Source organism: Brevundimonas sp. (genome assembly GCF_041919755.1).
Taxonomy (GTDB): domain Bacteria; phylum Pseudomonadota; class Alphaproteobacteria; order Caulobacterales; family Caulobacteraceae; genus Brevundimonas.
The window spans coordinates 85,490-101,838 of the sequence record NZ_JAYRTD010000006.1; the positions used below are offsets into that span (position 1 = coordinate 85,490).

General features: G+C 65.8%; 18 protein-coding genes. 13 read left to right on the top strand and 5 right to left on the bottom strand.

Annotated features, from left to right (window positions below):
• Nucleotides 1-37 precede the first annotated feature (37 nt).
• The 3 genes from ACE3TH_RS09410 (at nucleotide 38) to ACE3TH_RS09420 (ending at nucleotide 1,704) form a co-directional block, all read left to right on the top strand.
• Nucleotides 38-325 carry an accessory factor UbiK family protein gene (locus ACE3TH_RS09410; protein ID WP_292175619.1) on the top strand — a complete coding sequence of 96 codons (288 nt, stop codon included), beginning with the start codon at nucleotides 38-40 and terminating at the stop codon, nucleotides 323-325.
• A 64-nt stretch (nucleotides 326-389) separates the two neighbouring features.
• Nucleotides 390-893, top strand: coding sequence for a YbjN domain-containing protein (locus ACE3TH_RS09415; RefSeq protein WP_296165785.1), 504 nt, complete (start codon nucleotides 390-392; stop codon nucleotides 891-893).
• A 4-nt stretch (nucleotides 894-897) separates the two neighbouring features.
• Nucleotides 898-1,704, top strand: coding sequence for a pyrroline-5-carboxylate reductase family protein (locus tag ACE3TH_RS09420; protein WP_374599493.1), 807 nt, complete (start codon nucleotides 898-900; stop codon nucleotides 1,702-1,704).
• Here the strand turns inward: ACE3TH_RS09420 and ACE3TH_RS09425 are convergent.
• The 3 genes from ACE3TH_RS09425 to ACE3TH_RS09435 all read right to left on the bottom strand — a co-directional run bounded on the left by ACE3TH_RS09425 (nucleotide 1,694) and on the right by ACE3TH_RS09435 (nucleotide 4,355).
• A complete protein-coding gene (locus ACE3TH_RS09425) occupies nucleotides 1,694-2,188 on the bottom strand; it encodes a hypothetical protein (RefSeq protein WP_374599494.1) in 495 nt (164 codons plus the stop codon). The two genes, ACE3TH_RS09420 and ACE3TH_RS09425, sit on opposite strands and share 11 nt — an antisense overlap.
• 85 nt (nucleotides 2,189-2,273) lie before the next feature.
• Nucleotides 2,274-3,617 (bottom strand): ATP-binding protein, encoded by a 1,344-nt coding sequence (locus tag ACE3TH_RS09430; protein WP_374599495.1) that lies wholly within the window; start codon nucleotides 3,615-3,617, stop codon nucleotides 2,274-2,276.
• A gap of 6 nt (nucleotides 3,618-3,623) precedes the next feature.
• Nucleotides 3,624-4,355 (bottom strand): response regulator, encoded by a 732-nt coding sequence (locus ACE3TH_RS09435; RefSeq protein ID WP_374599496.1) that lies wholly within the window; start codon nucleotides 4,353-4,355, stop codon nucleotides 3,624-3,626.
• Nucleotides 4,356-4,443: 88 nt separating this feature from the next.
• On the opposite strand from ACE3TH_RS09435, the gene ACE3TH_RS09440 reads away from it, so the two are divergent.
• From ACE3TH_RS09440 to thrC, 7 genes are all read left to right on the top strand, one after another.
• Nucleotides 4,444-5,319 (top strand): branched-chain amino acid aminotransferase, encoded by an 876-nt coding sequence (locus ACE3TH_RS09440; protein WP_292172048.1) that lies wholly within the window; start codon nucleotides 4,444-4,446, stop codon nucleotides 5,317-5,319.
• A gap of 104 nt (nucleotides 5,320-5,423) precedes the next feature.
• Nucleotides 5,424-6,470, top strand: coding sequence for an 8-amino-7-oxononanoate synthase (locus ACE3TH_RS09445; protein WP_374599497.1), 1,047 nt, complete (start codon nucleotides 5,424-5,426; stop codon nucleotides 6,468-6,470).
• Entirely contained in the window at nucleotides 6,467-7,090 is a 624-nt protein-coding gene (bioD, locus tag ACE3TH_RS09450) for a dethiobiotin synthase (protein ID WP_374599498.1), read from the top strand. Before ACE3TH_RS09445 ends, bioD begins: the two co-directional genes overlap by 4 nt.
• Entirely contained in the window at nucleotides 7,087-8,352 is a 1,266-nt protein-coding gene (locus ACE3TH_RS09455) for an adenosylmethionine--8-amino-7-oxononanoate transaminase (RefSeq protein WP_374599499.1), read from the top strand. The genes bioD and ACE3TH_RS09455 overlap by 4 nt, the downstream gene beginning before the upstream one ends.
• Before the next feature lie 249 nt (nucleotides 8,353-8,601).
• A complete protein-coding gene (locus tag ACE3TH_RS09460; protein ID WP_374599500.1) occupies nucleotides 8,602-9,873 on the top strand; it encodes a NupC/NupG family nucleoside CNT transporter in 1,272 nt (423 codons plus the stop codon).
• Nucleotides 9,874-9,889: 16 nt separating this feature from the next.
• Nucleotides 9,890-10,510 carry a glutathione S-transferase family protein gene (locus ACE3TH_RS09465; RefSeq protein ID WP_374599501.1) on the top strand — a complete coding sequence of 207 codons (621 nt, stop codon included), beginning with the start codon at nucleotides 9,890-9,892 and terminating at the stop codon, nucleotides 10,508-10,510.
• A gap of 67 nt (nucleotides 10,511-10,577) precedes the next feature.
• Nucleotides 10,578-11,960 carry a threonine synthase gene (gene thrC / locus ACE3TH_RS09470; RefSeq protein ID WP_374599502.1) on the top strand — a complete coding sequence of 461 codons (1,383 nt, stop codon included), beginning with the start codon at nucleotides 10,578-10,580 and terminating at the stop codon, nucleotides 11,958-11,960.
• 14 nt (nucleotides 11,961-11,974) lie between these two features.
• On the opposite strand, the gene hemF is transcribed toward thrC, so the two are convergent.
• Entirely contained in the window at nucleotides 11,975-12,853 is an 879-nt protein-coding gene (gene hemF / locus ACE3TH_RS09475; RefSeq protein ID WP_374599503.1) for an oxygen-dependent coproporphyrinogen oxidase, read from the bottom strand.
• Between the two features lie 44 nt (nucleotides 12,854-12,897).
• Nucleotides 12,898-13,353, bottom strand: a complete 456-nt coding sequence (locus tag ACE3TH_RS09480; protein ID WP_374599504.1) for a tRNA (cytidine(34)-2'-O)-methyltransferase — start codon at nucleotides 13,351-13,353, stop codon at nucleotides 12,898-12,900.
• Between the two features lie 139 nt (nucleotides 13,354-13,492).
• Between ACE3TH_RS09480 and petA the strand changes: the two genes are divergently transcribed.
• The 3 genes from petA to ACE3TH_RS09495 are packed head-to-tail and all read left to right on the top strand — an operon-like array spanning nucleotide 13,493 to nucleotide 16,306.
• Complete coding sequence (gene petA / locus ACE3TH_RS09485) at nucleotides 13,493-14,089, top strand: ubiquinol-cytochrome c reductase iron-sulfur subunit (protein WP_374599505.1); 597 nt, start codon at nucleotides 13,493-13,495, stop codon at nucleotides 14,087-14,089.
• Between the two features lie 13 nt (nucleotides 14,090-14,102).
• Complete coding sequence (locus ACE3TH_RS09490) at nucleotides 14,103-15,431, top strand: cytochrome bc complex cytochrome b subunit (RefSeq protein ID WP_374599506.1); 1,329 nt, start codon at nucleotides 14,103-14,105, stop codon at nucleotides 15,429-15,431.
• Between the two features lie 8 nt (nucleotides 15,432-15,439).
• A complete protein-coding gene (locus tag ACE3TH_RS09495) occupies nucleotides 15,440-16,306 on the top strand; it encodes a cytochrome c1 (protein WP_374599507.1) in 867 nt (288 codons plus the stop codon).
• Nucleotides 16,307-16,349: the final 43 nt, after the last annotated feature.

Here is a 16,349-nt window from a genome sequence, read left to right on the forward strand (position 1 = left end):
CATCACACTCGGCACGGCTGAGTCGGAGAGAATTTCCATGCAGACGCGTAACCCCATCCTCGACGAATTCGCCAAGCTGACGACCGGTGCGATGGGCCTGGCCCAGGCGGCGGGCGAAGAGGCCAAGACCGCCTGGCGCGCCCAGACCGACCGCATGGTCGCCGAGATGGATCTGGTGCGCCGTGACGAGTTCGACGCACTGAAGGCCGAAATCGCCGCCCTGCGCGCCGAGATCGCCACCCTGAAACCCGCCGCAAAGGCTGCCAAGAAGCCTGTCGCGGGAACGTCCACAGCGTCGGTTCCCCCTACGGACGCAGCCGGTTGAGCCGAATCTGCGAACCCGCCTACGGTTGCCGCATAGGGTGTGAGTCGCGCCCGGAGTATTGTTGATGGACGCAGTCCGCCCTGAAGAAGTCGATGTCCCGCACGATCCGCTGGATGTCGTCGAACACGTCCTGGTGGCGGAAAACCTGCCGTTCGATCGTACGGATGAGGGCGATGTCGCCTTCTCGCTCGCCGGCGATTGGAAGGATTATGAGCTGTGGTTCGCCTGGCGGCCCGAGGGCGACTGCCTGCAACTGTGCTGTGCCCTGGACCTCCAGGCGTCCAAGACGCGCCGCGCAGCCGCCTATGAGCTGGTGGGCCTGATCAATCAGCGCACCTGGATGGGGCATTTCGAGGTGTGGGCCGAGGATGGCGAGATCGTCTTCCGCCACTCCCTGGCCCTGCCATTCGGCGAGCGCCCGACGCTGGCCCAGGCTGCATCCATGATCGATGCGGCGCTGGAGGCGGCCGACCGCTACTACCCGGCGTTCGACTTCATGATCCGGGGTTCCAAGAAGCCCCAAGATGCCATCGCCGCCTGCCTTTTCGAGACCGTCGGCACGGCCTGATCCGATGTGTGAATCCGCCCAAACCGGCCCCGTAATTCTGCTGGGTTGTGGGCGTCTAGGCTCCGCTGTTCTCGAAGGCTGGCTGAACACCGGAGCGGTGGTACCCAAGAACATCATTGTCCTGACACCATCGACCAAGCCTATGGCTGAAGACGCCGCAGCACGCGGGGCGCGTCTCAACCCGCCGGTAGGTGACCTAGCCGAGGCCAGCGCACTGGTCATTGCGGTCAAGCCGGCGAAATGGCGGGACGCTCTGCTGCCGCTGCTCCCTCATCTCGCAGCCGATGTGGCTCTGGTCTCGGCCATGGCTGGAGTCAAGGCCGACGACATCGCCATGGCTACCAATCGAGCCGTTGTCCGCGTCATGCCCACCACAGCGGTGGCTCAGGCCAGCGGCGTGGCGGCGGTTTGGGCCGAGCGCGAGCACACTCGTGCCGTGGCCCATTCCCTCTTCGAACCACTGGCCGATGTCGTGGATCTCGCGGACGAAGACCAAATGGACGCCGCCACGGCTGTGGCGGGATCAGCGCCGGCTTTCATCTACGCCTTTGCCCGGGCCCTGGCGCGCGCTGGAGAGGCGAGGGGACTGTCGCCAGACGCCGCCGCGCGTCTGGCCACCGGGGCCTTGCGGTCTGCAGGCGCAGGAGCGGGAACAGGCGCGCCGCTCTCGGACCTGATCGCCCGCATCGCCTCGCCGGGTGGCACGACGCAGGCGGGCCTAGAGGCTATGGGCGCAACCGGCGATCTTGACCGCGCCGCAGAGGCCGCGGTCAAGTTTGCCGTGTACCGCGCGGGCGAACTCAGCGCGTGACGTAGCGTCCATCGGCCAGGTTCGCGGCCAGGCGGCGATAGGCGCGGTCCGCATCCTGCCAGACGCCAAAACCGCGGACCTCTGCGATATTGCTGCTGTACCAGTCGTATTTCACCGGCTGCACCTGACCGTCCGCCGTAGTGATGGTGCCCTCGATGGTCGCGCCCCCGATGGAAAGGCTGCGGATGCCATCCAAGCCGGGGCGCTCCACCTGCTGCTGAAAGGTCGGGCGGTTGGGCTTCAAGTCGGTAACGATGAGGTCGATGGTCGCGCCATCCAGCGCCCCGCGCCGGGCGAGTGTCGATTGGACCACTTCCATCAGGCGGGTCGTCTGTTCACTGACGTCGCGTTCGCCCAGTTCCTCGACCTTTGCTTGAAGGTCGCTGCCCAGCGCGACATTGATCGTCGGTGCCTGGGCCAGAGCCGGGCTGGCGGCGAGGGCAACGACCGCGCCCAGCGGTGCAAAGAAGGCAAGTCTACGCATGATCTTTCGCTCCAAAACCCCTGTACGGGGAGGATGCGCCCTATGGTGGCGCTTCGCCAGTCCCCGCCCTGTAATGTGATCGCCTCTACTCCGGCAGGCGGATGATCGCTTTCAGCCCGCCCAGGTCGCTGCGGTCCAGGGTGATGTCGCCGCCATGACCGCGGGCCACGTCGCGGGCAATGGCCAGTCCCAGGCCGACCCCCTTGCTGTTTTGGTTGCGTGAGGGATCCAGCCGCGAGAAGGGCCTGAAAGCCTCCTCATACATATCCTCGGGAATACCGGGGCCGTCATCCTCGACGATCACCTCCAGCCCGCCGGACGGCAGTGCGCGGGCGCTCAGGCGGACCGTCTCGCCGTGCGACGCCGCATTGCCCGCCAGATTGGTCAGGGCCCGCTTGAAGGCCAGTGGACGCAGCGAGGCGGTAAGGCCGTCGGGAGATGCCACCTCGACCTCCGCTCTGGCGCGTCGCGCGTCCTCGGCTGCGGCCTGCAACAGGTCGCCGATCCTGACGGTCTGGGTCGCCTCGCCAGCCTCGCCGCGCGCGAAAGCCAGGTATTCGTCGATCATATGCTCCATCTCATCCAGATCGCCCTTCATGGCGGCCTGGCGCTTGAACGGCGGAGCGAGGGCCAGTTCCAGCCGCAGACGGGTCAGGGGGGTGCGCAGATCGTGGCTCACCGAGGCCAGCATGGCGGTTCGCTGATCGATGTGGCGCTGGATTCGCTCGCGCATGGCCATGAAGGCGGTGGCGGCGGCACGGACTTCGCGGGCGCCATGCGGTTTGAACCGCTCTCGCGCCTCGCCCCGGCCAAAAGCCTCAGCCGCATCGGCCAGCCGCTCGATGGAGCGGACCTGATTGCGGATGAACAGCACGGCGATCGACATCAGCAGCACGGTCGCGATCAACAGCCACAGTACGAAGATATGCGCCTGGGTCGCTACCGCCCGCTCACGCGGCGCGATGATCCGCAGCACGCCCTGTGGCTGCTGCACGCGGATATCGACATAGGCGGGGTAGCGGGTGGTATCGAACCACACAGGCCGGTCGACCCGTGTCTGCAGAGCCTTGCCCAAGGTCCGGTCGATGACGCCGATCGGTCCGCGCCGGGCATCTACCGGGAGGGTTTCGCCTTCTCTCATGGCGATGGACAGCGACATGGAACGTTGCGCCCGGTCCGCGATCACGGCCAGGTTCTGGGGTGTCGGATCGTCGGCATAGCTTTCCGCCGCCCAGGCCACGTCGCCGGCCAGGCCGTCGGACAGGCGGGCCGTCACCGTCTGCCAGTGCATGTCGAAGAAGGCCCAGGTGACCGCCACCTGCATGACCAGTACCGGCAGGACGATGATCAGCAGCGACCTCCCCCACAGCGAGGTCGGCAACCGCCGCTTGAGCATCCGCGCCCAGACGTTAAAGGGCATCAGCCTCATGCGTCGTCAGTCCGGGGCCAGCATATAGCCTATGCCGCGCACGGTCTGGAGATAGCGGGGGTTCTTGGGATCGACCTCCAGCTTGCGACGCAGGCGCGTGACCTGGACATCGACGGCGCGGCCGGTGATGTCGGCGGTATCGGGCGACAGGCTCATGCGCTCGACCGGGGCATGGGCATGGATCGCAAGCGTCTTAAGAAGTTGTGCCTCGGCCTCGGTCAGCCGCAAGGGCGCGCCATCTCGCGAAAGCTCCAGCCGCTCCATGTCGAATACCGCCGGGCCCAGCTTGATCTCGCGCGGAGTCAGGGGCTTGCCGCCCGTCCGGCGCAGGATGGCATCCACCCGCAGCGCCAGCTCGCGCGGGTCGAAGGGCTTGGACATATAGTCGTCGGCCCCGCGCGACAGTCCCTCGATCCGGTCGTCGGGATCGCCCTTGGCGGTCAGCAGCATAACGGGGGTTTTGGAAGTCTCGGCCTGGGCCCTGATCCAGCTGGTCAGGTCAAACCCGCTCTCGCCCGGCATCATAACGTCGAGCACGATCAGGTCGAACTCGATCAACTCGACCAGGCGACGTGCGGCGGCGGCGTGGGCGGCCCCGGTGACCCGATAACCCTCCCGCGCCAGGAATTCCTTCAGCAGGTCGCGGATGCGGTCGTCATCATCGACGACCAGCAGATGGCGGCCTGCGCCGGGGCCGGCGATGGGGCCAGAACGGCCGGTGCTGCGCGAATCGGTCATGAGGATGCGCTTCCGCCATGCCGACAGGCGTTGACCTGAGGCGTTCGGGCGGGTCTAAAACCCACATCGCTACGGGAGACGTTATTCAATGGCCTTCGTTCCTTTCGACGATCGTGACGGCTGGATCTGGATGGACGGGCATTTCGTGCCCTGGCGGGACGCGAAAACGCACGTTCTGACCCATGCTCTCCACTACGGCTCGTCGGTCTTCGAGGGTGAGCGTATGTATGCGGGCGAAATCTTCAAGCTGACCCCGCATAGCGAACGCCTCAAGCGTTCTGCAAACCTGCTGGACTTCGACCTTCCCTATAGCGTGGCCGAGATCGACGCCGCCTGCAAGGAAACCTGTGCCAAGATGGGTCTGGACGACTGTTATGTGCGTCCGGTCGCCTTCCTGGGGTCGGAACAGGTCAGCGTCACGGCCAAGAACTCCAAACCGCATCTGGCTATCGCCGCCTGGGAATGGCCCTCCTATTTCGATCCCGAGACGAAGGCAAAGGGCATCCGCCTGGAGTGGGCCAAGTGGCGCAGGCCCGACCCGGCCACGGCCCCTTCGGCGGCCAAGGCGGCGGGTCTCTACATGATCTGCACCATGTCCAAGACGGCGGCCGAAAAGCGCGGCTTCTCCGACGCCATGATGCTGGACTGGCGCGGCTATGTCGCGGAGGCGACCGGGGCCAATGTCTTCTTCGTTCAGGACGGCGTCCTGCACACCCCGCCCATCGACGCCATCCTGGACGGCATCACGCGGCAGACCATTATCGAAATGGCCAGGGCCAAGGGGATCGAGGTCATCGTGCGCCACATCCGGCCCGAGGAACTGTCGACCTTCAGCGAATGCTTCCTGACCGGCACCGCGGCAGAAGTGACGCCCGTCAGCGAGATCGGCGAATACCGCTTCACGCCCGGTGCACTCAGCCTGGGCCTGATGGAAGACTACGGTCGGCTGGTGCGCAGGCAGTAGATCAGACCTCATCTGCCGAGTTGAAGCCGTTCGTTTCCCATCGCGCTCATCTGGATGAGCTCGAGGCCGCCGCTCGCCTGCGCGGTTTGCGAGCGCGTGCGGGCGTGGACTTCTCCTCTAACGACTATCTGGGGCTGGCGGGGTCGTCCGCGTTGCAACAGGCGGTGGTCGAGGCGCTGGATCGAGGGGTGCCGGTCGGCTCTGGCGGCTCACGGCTGCTGCGCGGCAATCATCCGGAGCATGAGGCGCTCGAGGCCGAGGCGGCCGCGTTGTTCGGCAGCGAGGCGGCCCTGTATTTCTCGTCCGGCTACGCGGCCAATGCAGCGCTGTTGGCGACCCTGCCCCAGCGGGGCGATCTGGTCGTCCATGACGCCCTGATCCATGCCAGCGCGCATGAAGGCATGCGGCTGGGCCGGGCCGAAGCCTTGTCGGCAGCCCACAACGACGCGGGTGCGATCGAAATCGCCATCGCCCACTGGCGTGCCAGCGGCGGCAAGGGTCAGGTCTGGATCGCGGTCGAGAGCCTGTATTCCATGGACGGCGACCGGGCGCCGCTGGTCGATTTGGCCACAATCGCTAATCGCCATGACGCCGTCCTTTTGATCGACGAGGCCCATGCGACCGGCGTGTTCGGACCCGGCGGGCGTGGGCTGGCGGCGGGGCTGGAGGGACGCTCCAACGTCATAACCCTGCGGACCTGCGGCAAGGCTCTGGGATGCGAAGGGGCGCTGGTCTGTGGCGACCGGACGGTCATCGACTTTCTGATCAATCGCGGCCGCGGCTTCATCTTCTCGACTGCGCCATCGCCTCTTATGGCCGCCGCCTGCCGGGCGGCCTTACGACGGATGCAGGACGACGGGCTGCGGGTCCAGCTACATGGCCTGATCGCCGATGCGGGGGCTCTCTTCATCGACAGGCTGGGCGTGGCAAGCACGGGGTCCCAGATCGTGCCGGTCATCCTGGGCAACGATGCCCGCACCATGCGGGTCGCCGCCGCGCTGCAAGCGCAAGGCTTCGATGTGCGCGGCATCCGCCCACCGACCGTGCCCGTCGGGACCGCCCGCTTGCGGGTCTCGCTGACGCTGAACGTGAACATGGCCGATGTACAGGCGCTGGTCGCCGCGCTGGACCCGCTGCTGGAGGCCGCATGAACCGCTTCGTCGTAACCGGCACCAATACCGACATCGGCAAAACGGTCTTCGCGGCCGCCCTGACTCAGGCTCTGCACGGATGTTACTGGAAACCGGTGCAGGCGGGTCTGGATGGCGGCACGGACGCCCAGCGCGTGGCGGCGCTGATCGGTCTGGCATCCGATCGCATCCTGCCCGAGATCTGGCGGCTGCAGACACCCGCCTCGCCTCACCATGCCGCCGATCTGGAGGGCATCCGGATCGATGAGGACGTTCTGACCCCGCCGCCCTGCGACCGGCCCCTGATCATCGAGGGGGCGGGCGGCGCGCTGGTGCCATTGAACCATGACGTCCTGTTCGCGGATGTTTTCGCGCGTTGGGGCCTGCCCACCATCGTCTGCGCCTCGACCGCGCTCGGCACCATCAACCACAGTTTGCTGACGCTGGAGGCGCTGAGATCACGCAATGTGCCCGTTCTGGGCATCGCCTTCATCGGCGAGTCTAACGCCAGTTCCGAGGCCGCCATCGTTCGCTTCGGCCAGATCCGGCGCCTGGGGCGTCTGCCATGGCTCGACAGCCTGACGCCCGATACCCTGCGTAGCGCCTTCGCCGCCGGTTTCGATCTGGGTGATTTCCAGTGAGCAGCCCTGTTTGGCATCCCTTCACCCAGCACGGGCTGAACGAACCCATCCCCGAGGTGGCGCGCACAGAGGGCGCGGCCATCCATACGGCCGACGGTCGCCGCGTGATCGACGCCATCTCCAGCTGGTGGGTCATCACCCACGGCCACAGCCATCCGCGCCTTCAGGCCGCCATACGAAAGGCCAGCGAGCGCTTCGATCAGATCATCTTCGCCGGCTGGACCCATGAACCGGCGGAGACCTTGGCGTGCGGTCTGATCGACATCACGCCCGAGCCCCTGCAACATGTCTTCTATTCCGACAGCGGCTCGACGGCGGTGGAGGTGGCGCTGAAGATGGCGCTGGGCTTCTGGACCAACATCGGACAGCCCCGCCACCGCATCGTGGTCATGCAGCACAGCTATCACGGCGACACCATCGGCACGATGTCGGTGGGCCAGCGCGGCGTGTTCAACCAAGCCTATGCGCCCCTGCTGTTCGACGTGGCTACCGTCCCGTTTCCGACAGCCGGAGCGGAACGGGCCAGCGTAGATGCGCTCGACGCCTTCTGCCGTCAGGAGCCGAAACCCGCCGCCTTCATCGTCGAGCCGCTGATCCTCGGTGCGGGCGGGATGCTGATCTATTCCGCAGAGACCTTGCGAGCCCTGGCCGATGTCTGCGCCCGGCACGGCGTCCTGTTCATCGCCGACGAGGTGATGACGGGCTGGGGTCGCACCGGCACACTCCTGGCCTGCGAACAGGCGGGCGTGTCGCCCGACATCCTGTGTCTGTCCAAGGGGTTGACCGGCGGGGCCCTGCCGCTGGCTGCCACCCTGGCGACGGCCCCGATCTTCGAGGCGCACCGGTCGACCGACCGGGCGAAGATGTTCTTCCACTCATCCAGCTATACCGCCAACCCCATCGCCTGCGCCGTCGCCGCCGAGAACCTGTCCATCTGGCGCGAAGAGCCCGTGCTGGATCGCGTCGCAGCCCTAGGTCAGGCGCAGCAGGCGCATCTGGATCGCCTGTCCGCCCATCCGGCCCTCAGCAACATCCGTCGCCTCGGCACGATCGCGGCGGTCGATTTCGAGGGCGCGCGGGGTGGCTATCTGTCCGGACTGGGGCCGTGGCTGCTGAAGTTTTTCCGTGAGCGCGACTTGCTGATCCGGCCCTTGGGCGACACCGTGTATGTCATGCCGCCCTATTGTATCGATGATGCCGATCTGAGCCGCGTCTGGGCCGCGATCGAAGAGGCAGCAGAAGTCGTTCACGCTGGCATCTGACTGACGTTTTCATAGCGATCTGCAGATCGATCCTGGCGTCCGATCTGAATGCCGCCGTCCACGAACATTTCAGACAGATCGATCGACCCGTTAGCCGAGCCGAGATTGCGGACCGAGCAGAAACTTGAAGCTCGAGAGAAAGTGAGGCCTTTTTGACAGACACACACTTCGCCTCTTGCCAGAGCTTCATCGGCGGCGTTCAAGCGATGTCAGGGACCGGCGGGGCCGGGGTGGGGAAGATTGCGCGTCATGTTCAGCCTGCTGAACCTTCAGAGCCTGCTGGGTCTGGTCGTCATCGTGGCGGCCTGTTGGGGCCTGTCGGAGAACCGCAAGCGGTTTCCATGGCGGCTGGCGTTGGGGGCCATTGCGGTTCAGGCGGCGCTGATCCTGGCCCTGTTCGCCATTCCGGGTTCGCAGAGCGTGCTGGCGGCGATTACCGGTGCCGTCGATGGACTGGCCAAGGCCACAGCGCGAGGGACCCAGTTCGTGTTCGGCTATCTGGCCGGGGGCGACCAGCCCTATGCGGTGACCAATCAGCAGGGGCTGTTCACCTTCGCGTTTAACGTCCTGCCGCTGATCCTGGTCATTTCGGCCCTGTCGGCGCTGCTGTGGCACTGGCGCATTCTGAAGTGGATCACGCTCGGCTTCGGTTTTCTGTTTCAGCGCACGATGGGCCTGGGAGGAGCCTCGGCCTTGGCCGTCGCGGCCAACATCTTCCTGGGCATGATCGAAAGTCCCATCGTCATCCGCGCCTATCTGGACAAGCTGACCCGGTCGGAGCTGTTCCTGATGATGGTGGTGGGTCTGGGCACCGTCGCGGGTTCGACGATGGTGGCCTACGCCTCGATCCTGGCACCCGTCCTGCCGAATGCCGCGGGCCATGTGCTGGTCGCCTCCATCGTCTCGGCACCGGCCGGCATCCTGCTGGCGCGCATCATGATCCCGGAGACGCCGGGGCAGGGCGGCGAGGTCGCGGATTATGGCTCGGCCCTGAAATACGACAGCGCCATCGACGCGATCGTCAAGGGTACGGCCGACGGCCTGATGGTGGTGCTGAACATCTCGGCGGTGCTGATCGTGTTCGTGGCCCTGGTCGCCCTGGTCAACATCATGATCGGCGGCGTCTGGCTGTTCGACGCCCCGATGACGGTCGAAAGACTGCTGGGCTGGTTTTTCACGCCCGTCGCCTGGCTGATCGGCGTCAATGGGTCGGAGGCGGGCAAGGCCGGATGGCTCTTAGGTGTCAAACTGACCCTGACCGAGTTCGTCGCCTTCATCGAATTGGGCAAGGTCCCGGTAGCCGAGATGAGCGAGCGGACGCGGATGCTGCTGACCTATGCGCTGTGCGGTTTCGCCAATATCGGCTCGGTGGGCATCACCGTGACCGGTCTGTCCGTCCTCATGCCAGAACGGCGCGAGGAGGTGCTGGGTCTGGTCTGGAAGGGGCTGTTCGCGGGCTTCCTGACCACGCTCATGACGGCGGCGGTTGTCGGGGCCATGCCCGCCGCCATATTCGGCTGAACCGGAGACCGTATCGATGAAGCTCTACACCTCGCACCGCGCCCCAAATCCGCGCCGCGTTCGCTGGGTCATGGCCGAAAAGGGCATCGAGGATGTCGAACTGGTCGAACTGGACATCATGGTCGGTGAGCACAAGACGCCGGAGTATCGCGCCCGCGTCGGCGTGCCCCATGTCCCGTCCCTGACGCTGGACGACGGAACGACCATCTCCGAATCCATCGCCATCGGCCGCTATCTGGAGGCACTGTATCCGGAACCCAATCTTTTTGGCCGTGACGCGCGTGAGCAGGCGATCGTCGAGATGTGGATGCGCCGTGGCGAATTTTATCTGGCCAATCCGATCATGCTCAGTGTGCGCCATTCGCATCCTGCCTTGGCCGCGCTGGAAGCGACCCAGCTGCCGCAGGTTGCGGACTACAACAAGGTCTCGGCCGAGCGCTTCATGAAGACGCTGGACCGGCATCTGGTCGATCGCGAGTTCATGGCCCTGGACCGATTCACGATCGCCGACATCGTGGCCGTGGTAGGTCTGGATTTCGCCCGACTGGTCAAATACCGCCCGCCGGAAGAGTTCACCCATCTGGCCCGCTGGCTGGAGGCCTGCCGCGCCCGCCCGGCGGCGAAAGCGGGGGCCTGACGCACAGTTCCTGTTGCGTCGCGGCAAGGCGACCTGTTGGATGATCCGATCAACCTTCGGACCGCCCATGCCCGCCGCCGCTTCGATCTACATCAGTACCCGAGGACTCAGCCCCGCCGTCGATTTCAGCGAGGCCCTGCTGCGCGGCGTGGCCCCGGATGGTGGCCTCTATGTGCCCAGCCGCTGGCCTGCTCTGGCTCCCGAGGCGATGACCGCCCATTCAGCGCGAGAGACGGCCCATGTAGTGCTGCGTCCCTTCATCGGCGATGCTTTGCCTGAAGAGGCCCTGACGCGGGCGACCTGGCGGCTGACAGAGGGGTTTCTGGAGGCGGAGGTGACGCCCCTGGTCCAGATCGGTCCGAATCTGCACATGCTGGAGCTGTTCCACGGCCCGACGGCGGCCTTCAAGGACTACGCCATGCAGATGGCGGCCGTGCTGTCCGAGGCGGCGCTGAAGCAGAGCGGTCAGCGGCTGCTGCTGATCACGGCGACCAGCGGCGATACGGGCGCGGCGGCGGCGCGGGCCTTTGCGGGCATCAAGGGCGTTGAGTTGGTCATCCTGCACCCGCTCGACCGCGTCTCGCCCATCCAGCGCCTGCAGATGACCACCACGGGCTCAGACAATGTGCGCAATCTGGCGGTGCGGGGGGACTTCGACGATTGCCAGCGGCTGGTGAAGGCTCTGCTGGCAGACGAAGGCCTGCGTGACGGGCGCCGGCTCAGCTCAGTCAACTCTATCAACTGGGCGCGGCTGGCGGGTCAGATCCCCTACTATGTGACGGCCGCGCGCGCGCTGGGCGATGCGGCTCCTAGAGCGACCTATGTCGTGCCGACCGGTAATTTCGGCGACGCCTTCGCTGGCTGGGGGGCTCAGCGGATGGGCCTGCCGATGGACGGTCTGGTCGCCGCTACCAACCGCAACGACGCCCTGGTCCGAGCGCTGGGCACCGGCGTCTATGAGCGCACCACGGCCACCCCGACCGCCAGCGTGAGTATGGACGTCCAGGCACCATCCAACTTCGAGCGGCTGGTATTCGAGGCCTCGGGCCGCGATGCGGATTTGACGCGCGGGCTGTTCGAGGACTTTGCGCGGCATGGACGCGTCCAGATCCCCGACGACCTGCTGGGAGCCCTGCGCCGCGAGATTTCGGCGGTGGCTGTCACCGAGGCGGAAACGGCGGAGGAGATCGCTCGCACGCACCGCGAGACAGGCCGCATCATCTGCCCCCATACAGCCGTGGCCCTGACCGTCGCCCGCCGCCTGAACCGTCGCGACGGCCCGGTGGTTGCCTTGGCAACGGCCCATCCGGCCAAGTTTCCCGAGGCGGTAAGCGCCGCCATCGGCATCGAGCCGGAGCGCCCGCAGCAGCTTCAGGGTCTGGAAGGCCGGGTGGAGCGCTTCGAGACCGTCAACGCCGACCTCGCCTCAGTACACGCGGCTGTCGCCTGACATTCAGTCGATCTCTAGGGCCATTTCACCACGGGGGGCATGGAGCTGAGGATCGAGTCGACATTGCCGCCGGTCTTCAGCCCGAACATCGTGCCCCGGTCATAGAGCAGGTTGAACTCGACATAGCGGCCCCGGCGGATCAGCTGTTCCTCACGCTCCTCGGGCGTCCAGGGCTCGACCATGCGGCGGGCGACAATTTCGGTATAGGCGAACAGGAAGGCCTCACCGACATCACGGGTGAAGGCGAAGTCGCGGGCATAGTCGCCGCTGTCGTGGTGGTCGTAGAAGATGCCGCCGGTGCCGCGCGGCTCGTTACGGTGCGCCAGCCAGAAATAGTCGTCGCACCACTGTTTGAACTTCGCATGCCAATCGGGGTCGTGGGCATCGCAGGCGGATTTCATGGCGGCGTGGAAGCCCAGGGTGTCCTTGGCCTCCGGATGCCGGTCCACGTCCAGCACCGGCGTCAGGTCCGCCCCGCCACCGAACCAGCTTTGGGTCGTCGAGATGAAGCGGGTGTTCATATGGACCGCCGGGATGCGCGGGCTGACCGGATGGGCGATCAGGCTTATTCCGGTGGCATAGAAGCGCGGGTCTTCCGCGGCACCGGGCACGGACTTGGCGTAGTCGGCCGGGAAGGTGCCGTGCACGGTCGAGCAGTGCACGCCGACCTTTTCGAATAGCCGTCCGTGCATCATGCCCATGACGCCGCCGCCGCCCTCGGGACGCTGCCAGGGCGTGCGCTCGAACCGGCCGGCCTCGCCGGGGAACAGCTCTAGCGGCGCCTGATCCTCCAGCGCCTCGAAGGCCAGATGGATGCGGTCGCGCAGGGCTTCGAACCAGGCCCGGGTTTCGGCCTGTTTCAGCGTCAGGGGATCGGTGGTGACGTCGCTCATGCGCTGTCTCTAGTCCGTCGCGGGACCGGTAGGGAAGGGACAGGTCAGCGCGGCGTGAGCAGGGCGGTCTGTCTCAGCCCCTCCCAAAGGGCCATGCCCGCGCTGACCGAGAGGTTCAGCGACCGGGCGTCGGGGCGGATTGGGATGACGACGCGGGCGTCGGCGGCGGCATGGACATGGTCGGGGGCTCCACGGGTCTCGCTGCCGAACAGCAGGGTGTCGTCCGGCTGGAAAGCGAAGGCGTCCAGGGGCGTGGCCCCTTTGGTCGTGAACAGGATCAGACGACCGGGGCTGCGATCGGTCTGAAATGCGTCCCAGTCCGCATGGCGGGTCAGGTGGCTGAGGGGCCCGTAATCCAGGGCCGCGCGCTTCATGGCACGGTCGTCGAAATGGAAGCCGGTCGGCTCGATCACATGCAGGTCCACGCCGAAACAGGCGCTCAGGCGGATGCAGGCGCCGACGTTCTGTGGAATGGCCGGTTGAAAAAGGGCGAGACGCATTCTAAGGCCCTCTTTACGCGTGAGCCGGGGGCTTGTCGCGGTCTTAATTGCGACTGTTTCGCAAGTGGCGTCAGCAACTTGCGTCGATGAGCCGCAAAACCAGACCGGGTCAGGCCGAGGGTTTTTCGCTAAAGCGTTCATGCCGCAAAGACGCCGTCGCAGGACGCGCCTGAGACCGGCGTATGAGGAGTATGACGTGGCCGAATCGGTCGTGACTGAGAACAACGAAGGTGGCGAGGCCACCCGTCGGGACTTCATCCACATCGCGGCGGGCGCCGCGGCAGTGGGGGCCGGGGCCATGGTCGCCTGGCCGCTGATCAACTCGATGAACCCGGCCGCCGACACCTTGGCACTGTCGACCATCGAGTTCGACCTGACGAAGGTTCAGGAAGGCCAGCAGGTCGTCATCAAGTGGCAGGGCAAGCCTGTCTTCGTCCGCTACCGCACGCCGGCCGAGCTGCAGCGCGTCGTCAGCGAGGGTGCCGTCGGCAGCCCGGCGCAGACCGACGTCGAGCGCACCAAGCCCGGGCACGAGAAATATCTGGTCGTCATCGGCTCGTGCACCCACCTGGGTTGCGTGCCGACCTTCAACGCCGGGGATTACGGCGGCTGGTTCTGCCCGTGCCACGGTTCGCACTACGATGCGTCCGGCCGTATCCGTAAGGGTCCGGCCCCGTTGAACCTCGTTGTGCCGGAGTACCAGTACGTCTCCGACACCCGCGTGCAGATCGGTTGATTAGGTCAGAAGCATGAGCGATCACGAATCCACCTACGTCCCCAAGACCGCCATCGAGCGATGGATGGACACCCGCCTGCCGATCATCCGCTTCGGGGCCGACTACATGTCGCTGCCGACGCCGAAGAACCTGAACTACTGGTACACCTTCGGAGCCATTCTGGCCCTGTGTCTGGTCGTGCAGATCGCCTCGGGCATCTTCCTGGCCATGCATTATGTGCCCAATACCGAACTGGCCTTCGCCTCGGTCGAGCGCATCATGCGCGACGTCAACGGCGGCGACCTGATCCGCTACACCCACGCCAACGGGGCCTCGATGTTCTTCATCGCGGTCTATGTCCACATGCTGCGCGGCCTCTACTACGGCTCTTATAAAGCCCCGCGAGAAATGATCTGGATCATGGGCTGCGTGATCTTCTTCCTGATGATCGCGACCGCCTTCCTGGGCTACGTCCTGCCCTGGGGCCAGATGTCCTTCTGGGGTGCCGAGGTCATCACCAATCTGATCGGGGCCATCCCGGTCATCGGCGAGCCCGTGCTGATCTGGCTGCGCGGCGGCCCGGCCATCGACAATGCGACGCTGAACCGCTTCTTCTCGCTGCACTATCTGCTGCCGTTCGTGATCGCAGGCTGTGTGGTGCTGCACCTGTGGGCCCTGCACCACGCCGGTCAAAACAACCCCGTCGGCATCCTGATTCCCAAGGATCGGGCCAAGAAGGATATGCTGCCCTTCCACCCGTACTATACGGTCAAGGACGGCTTCGCGATCATCCTGTTCCTGATCCTGTTCGCCTTCTTCGTCTTCTTCATGCCCAATGCCCTGGGTCATGCGGACAACTACATTCCCGCCAACCCGCTGGTGACGCCGGCGCACATCGTGCCCGAGTGGTACATGCTGCCCTTCTACGCCATCCTGCGGGCGGTGCCGGACAAGTTTGGTGGCGTGGTAGCCATGTTCGCGGCCATCGGCGTGCTGTTCGTCCTGCCCTGGCTGGACACGTCCAAGGTGCGCTCGATGCGCTATCGTCCGACGATGCGGACCTTCTTCCTCATCTTCGTGGCCGTGGGTCTGGGCCTGGGCTGGTGCGGGGGTCAGCTGCCCGACGCGCCCGTGATCGGTTCGTTCAAGACCTTCACCCTGATCGACGGTGACCTGAACTCCTATCTGTGGCTGACGCGTTTCCTGACGCTCTACTACTTCGCCTTCTTCCTGGTGATCATGCCGCTGGTGGGCCTGCGTGAGACGCCGCGCCGGATTCCCGCGACCATCTCCGAGCCGGTCCTGGGCACCAGCGACGCCATGAGCGGAGCTGTCCCCGCCTCGGCCGAGAAGAAGGGCTGATCGCGACCATGAGCTTGAAGACGAACACCATGAAGAAGACCCTGGTCATGATCGCCGCCGCTGTCGGCCTGGCCGTGGCGGCTTCGCCCGCCCTGGCCGCCGGTGGAGCCAAGCATCCGCGCTCGGGCGGGTTCTCGTTCGAGGGGCCGTTCGGCTCCTTCGACCAGGGCCAGCTGCAGCGCGGCTACAAGGTCTATCGCGAGGTCTGCTCGGCCTGCCACAGCATGAACCTGATGCATTTCCGGACCCTGGCCGAGCCGGGCGGTCCGTTTTACGACTCGCATCAGGAAAACCCCGCCGCCAACCGCTTCGTAAAGGTGCTGGCCGCCGAGGTTCAGGTGCCGGACATCGATTCGGAAACCGGCGAGCCCATCATGCGCGACGGCATTCCTGCCGACCGCTTCCCTAGCCCCTATCCCAACGCCGTGGCCGCCGCCGCTGCCAACGGCGGTGCCGCCCCGCCCGATCTGTCTGTCATGGCCAAGGCCCGTCACGACGGAGCCAACTACATCTACTCGCTGCTGTCGGGCTACAAGCCGGCTCCGGCGGGCCTGCAGATCCGTCCCGGCCAGAGCTACAATCCCTATATGGCCGGCGACCTGACGCCGTTCTGGACCGGCGAGGGCCATGCGCCCGAGGGCGGCTTCATCGCCATGGCCGCGCCGCTGCGTGACGGCCAGGTGACCTATGACGACGGCACGGCGCAGACGGTGGATCAGTACTCCAAGGATGTCGCCGCCTATATCGCCTGGGCCTCGGATCCCAAGCAGGTCCAGCGCAAACAGGCCGGCGTCGGCGTGATGGTCTTCTTGTTCCTGTTCGCGGGCTTGACCTACATGAGCTACCGCCGCATCTGGAGAGGCGTGGCCCACTAAGAGTTCGCGGCTCCTTTCGAACGATCAACCCGCCCGGCTCCGG

Coding starts and splice junctions, on each gene's coding strand:
- ACE3TH_RS09460 (WP_374599500.1), top strand. CDS start 8,602: ATGTTCAGCCTGCTGAACCTTCAGAGCCTGCTGGGTCTGGTCGTCATC.
- ACE3TH_RS09490 (WP_374599506.1), top strand. CDS start 14,103: ATGAGCGATCACGAATCCACCTACGTCCCCAAGACCGCCATCGAGCGA.
- ACE3TH_RS09495 (WP_374599507.1), top strand. CDS start 15,440: ATGAGCTTGAAGACGAACACCATGAAGAAGACCCTGGTCATGATCGCC.
- bioD (WP_374599498.1), top strand. CDS start 6,467: ATGAACCGCTTCGTCGTAACCGGCACCAATACCGACATCGGCAAAACG.
- ACE3TH_RS09425 (WP_374599494.1), bottom strand. CDS start 2,188: ATGCGTAGACTTGCCTTCTTTGCACCGCTGGGCGCGGTCGTTGCCCTC.
- ACE3TH_RS09435 (WP_374599496.1), bottom strand. CDS start 4,355: ATGACCGATTCGCGCAGCACCGGCCGTTCTGGCCCCATCGCCGGCCCC.
- ACE3TH_RS09465 (WP_374599501.1), top strand. CDS start 9,890: ATGAAGCTCTACACCTCGCACCGCGCCCCAAATCCGCGCCGCGTTCGC.
- hemF (WP_374599503.1), bottom strand. CDS start 12,853: ATGAGCGACGTCACCACCGATCCCCTGACGCTGAAACAGGCCGAAACC.
- ACE3TH_RS09410 (WP_292175619.1), top strand. CDS start 38: ATGCAGACGCGTAACCCCATCCTCGACGAATTCGCCAAGCTGACGACC.
- ACE3TH_RS09440 (WP_292172048.1), top strand. CDS start 4,444: ATGGCCTTCGTTCCTTTCGACGATCGTGACGGCTGGATCTGGATGGAC.
- ACE3TH_RS09480 (WP_374599504.1), bottom strand. CDS start 13,353: ATGCGTCTCGCCCTTTTTCAACCGGCCATTCCACAGAACGTCGGCGCC.
- ACE3TH_RS09430 (WP_374599495.1), bottom strand. CDS start 3,617: ATGAGGCTGATGCCCTTTAACGTCTGGGCGCGGATGCTCAAGCGGCGG.
- petA (WP_374599505.1), top strand. CDS start 13,493: ATGCCGCAAAGACGCCGTCGCAGGACGCGCCTGAGACCGGCGTATGAG.
- ACE3TH_RS09415 (WP_296165785.1), top strand. CDS start 390: ATGGACGCAGTCCGCCCTGAAGAAGTCGATGTCCCGCACGATCCGCTG.
- thrC (WP_374599502.1), top strand. CDS start 10,578: ATGCCCGCCGCCGCTTCGATCTACATCAGTACCCGAGGACTCAGCCCC.
- ACE3TH_RS09420 (WP_374599493.1), top strand. CDS start 898: ATGTGTGAATCCGCCCAAACCGGCCCCGTAATTCTGCTGGGTTGTGGG.